We start from the raw sequence: 6,810 nt of genomic DNA, 5'->3' as shown, positions 1-6,810 counted from the left end.
AACCAGATAATCCGATGAGATGCTAGTCTGTCTCACTCTCATGCAAAGGTAAGATCAACCATTTAATCCGCTTACCCTTTTAAAGAATAACCAAATTTACCTTTCAACCGGCATTGCTGCCTTAGCGGGAAAGAGAAGGTGCTTTTCGTGGCGGATTGATCATGAGAAGAACGGCTTCTTCAATTTGTTTGTCCCCCCGATCATGGAGTTCTACCGGAAACTTCAGACGCAACACTGTAATAATAGCGCCAACCGATAAGCCTGCATCATTAAGCAACTCAATTTCTTTAAGTACCGGAGCGGAAAGGTTTAACATGGTTTCTCCTTATGGTTTGGCTAAGGCTTAGCCCACTTTATCCCCGGGTTGCGCGCCTGCGTCAACGTCGAGGAGCTTCAGTTTGCCCTCTGCCGTGGCGGCTGAAAGGATCATGCCTTCGGATACGCCGAATTTTGCCATTTTGCGCGGGGCGAAGTTGGCGACGGCGATGACCATGCGGCCGTTCAATTCGGCGGGGTTGGGATAAGATGCGGCGATGCCGGAGAAGATGATGCGTTTTTCAAAACCGAAATCGAGGTCGAATTTTAGGAGTTTGGTGCTGCCTTCAACGGCTTCGCAGTTCAATACTTTGGCGACGCGCATGTCGATTTTCATAAAGTCGTCAAAGCTCGCTTGTTCGGCGACTTTTTCGTATTTGCTTTCTTCGGCGGCAGGCGCGGCTGCGGAGGCGATGCTTTGTTTGTTGGCTTCGATTAAATCGTCCACTTGTTTTTGCTCCACTCGTTGCATTAAATGTTCGTATTTGTTGATGGCGTGTTCGCCCAAGGTTTCGCGTGTATTTGCCCAAGTGATGGCTTCTAAATTCAGGAATTTGGCGGCATTTTCGGCCACTTTCGGCAATACGGGGGCGAGGTAGGCGGTCAACATGGTAAAGGCGTTGATGAGCTCGCTGCATACTTCGTGCAGGCGTTCCTCTTGGCCTTCTTGTTTCGCCAGTTCCCACGGTTTGTTGGCATCAACGTATTCGTTGACAATGTCTGCCAAGGCCATGATGTCGCGCAGGGCTTTGGCGTATTCGCGGCTTTCGTAGCATTCGGCAATGGCTTCGCTTTGCGCAGTCAGTTTTGCCAGCAATTCGCTGTCGGCAACATCTTTCAGACGGCCTTCAAAGCGTTTGGCGATGAAACCTGATGCGCGGGCGGCGATGTTGACGTATTTGCCGACGAGGTCGCTGTTGACGCGGCTGATGAAGTCTTGCAGGTTCAAATCGATGTCTTCGATTTTGCTGTTGAGTTTGGCGGCGATGTAGTAGCGCATCCACTCGGGGTTCAGGCCTTGTTCCAGATAGGATTTGGCGGTGATGAAGGTGCCGCGCGATTTGGACATTTTTTGTCCGTCGACGGTCAAAAAGCCGTGTGCGTACACGCCGGTCGGGGCGCGGTGGCCGGAGAAATGCAGCATGGCGGGCCAGAACAGGGCGTGGAAATAGAGGATGTCTTTGCCGATGAAGTGGTACATCTCGGTTTGGCTGTCGGCTTTGAAGTATTCGTCGAAATCGACGCCGATGCGGTCGCACAGGTTTTTAAACGAGGCCATGTAGCCGACGGGCGCATCCAGCCAAACGTAGAAATATTTGCCCGGCGCGTCGGGGATTTCGAAACCGAAATACGGCGCGTCGCGGGAGATGTCCCAGTCGGACAGCGTGGTTTCTTCGCCTTCGCCCAGCCATTCTTTCATTTTGTTGAGGGCTTCGGGTTGCAGATGGGGCTTGCCGTCGTGCGGATTGTTGCCGGAAGTCCATGCTTTGAGGAAGTCGGCGCATTCGCCCAGTTTGAAGAAGAAGTGTTCGGATTCGCGCAATTCGGGTTTTGCACCAGAAACGGCGGAATACGGGTTAATCAGTTCGGTCGGGGAATAGGTCGTGCCGCAGACTTCGCAGTTGTCGCCGTATTGGTCTTGGGCGTGGCATTTCGGGCATTCGCCTTTGACAAAGCGGTCGGGCAGGAACATTTGTTTTTCGGGGTCGAAAAGCTGCTCGATGACGCGGCTCTCAATCTTGCCGTTGGCTTTCAGCGCGCGGTAAATGTCTTGGGAAAACTGTTTGTTTTCAGGGGAATGGGTGCTGTAATAATTGTCGTAGCCGATGTTGAAACCGGTAAAGTCGGCGAGGTGCTCTTCGCGGACTTTGGCAATCATGTCTTCAGGCGCAATGCCTTGTTTTTGCGCGGCAAGCATCACGGGCGTGCCGTGGGTGTCGTCGGCGCAGCAGTAGTAGCATTCGTGGCCGCGCAGTTTTTGGAAGCGTACCCAAACGTCGGTTTGGATGTGTTCGACCATATGGCCGAGGTGGATGCTGCCGTTGGCATACGGCAGCGCGGAAGTGACAAGGATTTTGCGTGTCATGGTTTGTGCTTTTAAAAACAATGGATAAAGATGTCGGGAATTATACCGCAAAACAATACGTAAAGGCCGTCTGAAACCCGATTGCCGGTGTTTCAGACGGCCTTTTATTTATCGGCTGCGTATGGGATTAACCGCGTACGCGTTCGATTTTTGCGCCTACGCCGCCGAGTTTTTTCTCGATGTATTCATAGCCGCGGTCTAGGTGGTAGATGCGTTCGACGATGGTTTCGCCATCTGCGACCAAACCGGCCATGACGAGGCTGGCGGAGGCGCGCAGGTCGGTTGCCATCACGACGGCGCCGGAGAGTTTTTCCACGCCTTTGATGTAGGCGGTGTTGCCTTCGGTGGTGATGTCTGCGCCCATGCGGTTGAGTTCGGGAACGTGCATGAAGCGGTTTTCAAAAATGGTTTCCACCACGCGGCTGCTGCCTTCGGCAATGGCGTTCATGGCCATAAACTGCGCCTGCATGTCGGTTGGGAAGCCTGGGTGGACGACGGTGCGGATGTCCACGGCTTTTGGGCGTTGTTGCATGTCGATGGAAATCCAGTTGTCGCCGGCTTCGATGATGGCTCCGGCTTCGCTCAGTTTGTCCAATACGACTTCCATGGTTTTCGGTGCGGCATTGCGCAGGACGACTTTGCCGCCGGTCATGGCGACGGCGCAGAGGAAGGTACCGGCTTCGATACGGTCGGGAACGACGCTGTGTTCGCAGCCGTGCAGCTCTTTTACGCCTTCGATGGTCATGGTTGCTGTACCGATGCCGCTGATTTTTGCGCCCATTTTAACGAGGCATTCGGCCAAATCGACGACTTCGGGCTCGATGGCGCAGTTTTCGAGGATGGTGGTGCCTTCGGCAAGCGTGGCCGCCATCAGCAGGTTTTCAGTGCCGCCTACGGTCACGACATCCATGGTAACGCGCGTGCCTTTCAGACGACCTTTGGCTTTGACGTAACCGTGTTCGATGGTGATTTCCGCACCCATGGTTTCGAGGCCTTTGAGGTGTTGGTCAACCGGGCGCGAACCGATGGCGCAGCCGCCGGGCAGGCTGACTTGGGCTTCGCCGAAGCGGGCAAGGGTCGGGCCCAAAACCAAGATGGATGCGCGCATGGTTTTTACCAGCTCGTAAGGTGCGCAGGTGTTGTTGACGGTGCCGCCGTTGATTTCAAATTCGGAGATGTTGTCGGTCAAAACGCGTGCGCCCATGCCTTGCAGCAGTTTTTGGGTGGTTTTGACGTCGGCGAGCATGGGTACGTTTTTCAAGCGTAAAGTGCCGGAAGTCAGCAGGCCGGCACACATCAGCGGCAGGGCGGCGTTTTTTGCGCCGGATACGATGATTTCGCCGTTGAGGGGGCCATTGGCAGAGATTTTGAGTTTGTCCACAGGATGTCTTTCGTTATTTGTCTGCACGGCTTATGCCGCACAAATGAAATGAGATGAATAATAAACCATCAATTATAAGGGATTATGCCCTTGCTGTTAGATTTGGCAGTATTAAATTTTCACAAGGTTTGTTTAAGTTGCGAAAGGATAAGATTTCAGGCCGTCTGAATGGTTCAGACGGCCTGTTTGCCAAGGCTTATTTTTTGGCTTTGAAGCCTAAGAGGTGTTGCGTGGTGGCCAGCCATGCGCCGAATACGCCCAGCGCGATGACGAAGCCGAATACCAGCGACACTTCGCTAAATGTGAAGAAACGCCAGCCGATGTTCAGGCCGTAGGGTTTGAAAATTGCGTCCACCAGCGGCCGTACTTCGGCCAAAAGCCAAGCCGACAAGCCCAAGCTGACGGCGGCGGAGAAAATACTCTGCCACATTGCCTGATAAAGGAAAGGACGGCGGATGAAGGAAGCGGGCGCCCCCAACAGCTTGGTGATTTCCAACTCTTCTTTGCGGCTGAGGATTTGCAGGCGGATGGTGTTGTGTGCCACCAAGACAAAGGCCATGCCCAAAGTCAGCGAGAGGAACCATAAAATCTTGCGGATAAATTCATTAATACGATAAAGGGTTTGTACCCATTCGGTATCCATGGTTGCCGATTCGACGCGCGGCAGTTTGGTAATGTCTTTATAGATGGCCTGCATCTGATCCGGAGAAGTGGCAGGGTCGGGCGTAACGATAAAGACATCGGGCAACGGGTTGCCATCGAGCATGGAAACGAGGTTTTGGTCGAGATTGGTCTGCAATTCTTCCAAACCTTCCTGCTTGCTGATAAAGCGGACTTTATCGATACGGCTGTCGCGTTGGAGCAGGTTTTTCACCGTATCGGCATCAGAACTTGCCGCATCGGTGTCCATATAAACCGTAATTTGCGGCGATTCGTTGAGTTTGCCCAATACGCTTTGTCCGCTTTGGATGCCCAAATACATAAACAGCGGCAAGGTCATGGCAACGGCAAGCATGAGCAGGGTCAGCAGCGTGCCGATGGGTTGGCGTAGAAGCTCTTTGAGCGCGGCGCGCGCTGATTCGACGTGTAGCGAGATGTAATGAATCATGCTCATGCGAGGCGTCCTTTCTGCAGGCGCAAGACGCGGTGGCCGTAATCTGCCATCAGCGTTTCATCGTGCGCCGCAACAATCACGGTCGTGCCTGCTTCATGGAAGGTTTTGAACAATTCCATAATATCCAGCGCATAGGCGCGGTCGAGGCTGGCGGACGGCTCGTCGGCAATCAGCAGGCTGGGTTGGTGAACCACTGCGCGCGCGATGCACAAGCGCTGTTGTTCGCCACCGGACAAAGTGATGGGCATATCGTTTTCGCGGCCTTTCAAGCCGACTTTCTCAATCGCAATACGCGCGCGCTCTTCCGCTTTGCGCGGCTGGTAGCCGCTAATCCGCAAAGGCAGGATAACGTTTTGCAAGACATTGCGGTCGTAGAGGATTTTGTGGTCTTGGAAGACAATGCCGATATGTTGGCGCATAAAGCCGATCTGATTGTCGCTCAAGGTGCCGAGGTCTTGATTATTGAACCAAACCTTGCCTTTGGTAGGCTTGGTAATGCCTGAAATCAGCTTCAAAATGGTGGATTTGCCCGAGCCCGAATGGCCGGCGATAAAAATCATCTCACCTTTGTTAATCTGGAAACTGACATTTTTCAGGGCTTCGAAACCGCCGGGATAGGTTTTGGAAACTTGTTCGAAACGGATCATGGGTTTTCCTGAAAATAGGGATTCAGACGGCCGGCGTCATCGATAGGGCAACATGCCGTCTGAAAAAATGGGGATATTCACAGATTATAAATATTTCGGCTGCTTTTTGATAGTGAAACCCCGGTTCTGCCGGCGGAGACACTGCCGGTTTGCAACACAAAGCAATATGGTTTGAAATAAAGGCCGTCTGAACGATTGGGTTTCAGACGGCCTCGGTATCAGCGTAGGTGAAGCACCTATCCGCTGTTTTATTTACATTTGGTTTTGGCCAAATTCACGGCGGCGGTCAGGCTTTTTTCGTTGACTTCGCCGGTGATGGTTTGTTTGTAGCCGCATTTCGGCGCTTCGACGACTGTGAAGGGCAGTACGCCGACGTTGTTGCCGTGGGCTTTCATGAAGTTGCGGCTGTTGGCGCCGGTGTAACGCCAAATCGGGTAGCTGACCGGCGTTTGTTTCAGGAACTTGCCGATGTTGTCGGTTGTATCCAGCGCGATGCCGACCATATCGACGCTGCCTTTTTTCTGCGCTTTGTACCATGCGGACATGGCGGGCATTTCTTTACGGCAGGGGCCGCACCAGGTTGCCCAAAGGTTGACCACGCGCACGGGGGCTTTGAGCGACTCCAGGCTTTGCGGTTTGTTGTCCTGCCAACCTGCCGTTTCGTCGGCGGCAAAGGCCGGCGCAGCGGTAAAAACGGTGGCGGACAAGAGAAGGGCGGTTAAGGCTTTCATGGTTGTATCCTTGAGGTTGCCAATCGAAATTGTGTTTATTGTAAAACGGTTTGGTGGGCATGCCTACCGATTCACATCAAGATATCAGGTAAAAAGTTTGAGTAAAAATCAGTTGCAGACGATAATAACCGCAATCATTGAATGATTTTGCAATAATACGGAGACTTTCATGCCGTCTGAATTCACACTTTATCACAACCCGCGTTGCAGCAAATCGCGTGCCGCGCTGGCTTTGCTCGAAGAAAAAGGCGTTGCCGCCGACGTAGTCAAATATCTGGATACCGCGCCCGATTTGGCGACTTTGCAGGATATGTTTGCCAAACTCGGCATCGAGTCGGTGCGCGGCATGATGCGCACGAAAGACGATTTGTACAAAGAATTGGGTTTGGACAATCCCGATTTGGACAATGCCGCCCTGCTTCAGGCAATCGCCGAACACCCTGCCCTGCTTGAGCGTCCCGTTTTGGTAACGCCTACGCGCGCAGCCATCGGCCGTCCGTTGGAAAACATTGCCGCCCTACTCGGCTGACGGGGTT

The 6,810-nt window shown here is 53.1% G+C and carries 7 protein-coding genes; 1 reads left to right on the top strand and 6 read right to left on the bottom strand.

What is annotated here, in order from left to right:
- Nucleotides 1-121: 121 nt before the first annotated feature.
- From ACTHSN_RS09320 to ACTHSN_RS09295, 6 genes are all read right to left on the bottom strand, one after another.
- Nucleotides 122-316, bottom strand: a complete 195-nt coding sequence (locus tag ACTHSN_RS09320) for a virulence regulator (protein ID WP_070460991.1) — start codon at nt 314-316, stop codon at nt 122-124.
- A gap of 27 nt (nt 317-343) precedes the next feature.
- On the bottom strand, nt 344-2,401 hold the full coding sequence (gene metG, locus ACTHSN_RS09315; RefSeq protein ID WP_070460993.1) for a methionine--tRNA ligase: 2,058 nt from the start codon (nt 2,399-2,401) through the stop codon (nt 344-346).
- A 127-nt stretch (nt 2,402-2,528) separates the two neighbouring features.
- On the bottom strand, nt 2,529-3,782 hold the full coding sequence (murA, locus tag ACTHSN_RS09310; RefSeq protein ID WP_070460995.1) for a UDP-N-acetylglucosamine 1-carboxyvinyltransferase: 1,254 nt from the start codon (nt 3,780-3,782) through the stop codon (nt 2,529-2,531).
- 196 nt (nt 3,783-3,978) lie between these two features.
- The gene (ftsX, locus tag ACTHSN_RS09305) at nt 3,979-4,896 is read right to left on the bottom strand and encodes a permease-like cell division protein FtsX (protein ID WP_003747810.1); all 918 of its coding nucleotides are present in this window, start codon (nt 4,894-4,896) and stop codon (nt 3,979-3,981) included.
- The gene (gene ftsE, locus ACTHSN_RS09300) at nt 4,893-5,543 is read right to left on the bottom strand and encodes a cell division ATP-binding protein FtsE (protein ID WP_003681151.1); all 651 of its coding nucleotides are present in this window, start codon (nt 5,541-5,543) and stop codon (nt 4,893-4,895) included. Before ftsE ends, ftsX begins: the two co-directional genes overlap by 4 nt.
- Before the next feature lie 248 nt (nt 5,544-5,791).
- The gene (locus ACTHSN_RS09295; RefSeq protein ID WP_049349226.1) at nt 5,792-6,274 is read right to left on the bottom strand and encodes a TlpA disulfide reductase family protein; all 483 of its coding nucleotides are present in this window, start codon (nt 6,272-6,274) and stop codon (nt 5,792-5,794) included.
- A 169-nt stretch (nt 6,275-6,443) separates the two neighbouring features.
- Here ACTHSN_RS09295 and arsC point away from each other — a divergent pair, with 169 nt between their 5' ends.
- A complete protein-coding gene (gene arsC, locus ACTHSN_RS09290) occupies nt 6,444-6,803 on the top strand; it encodes an arsenate reductase (glutaredoxin) (RefSeq protein WP_004519164.1) in 360 nt (119 codons plus the stop codon).
- Nucleotides 6,804-6,810: the final 7 nt, after the last annotated feature.

The sequence above is a fragment of the Neisseria sp. P0009.S010 genome (assembly GCF_051958545.1).
GTDB lineage: Bacteria > Pseudomonadota > Gammaproteobacteria > Burkholderiales > Neisseriaceae > Neisseria > Neisseria subflava_A.
The sequence above is the reverse complement of the archived record's forward strand: the minus strand, read 5'-3'. Positions and strand labels throughout refer to the sequence as shown.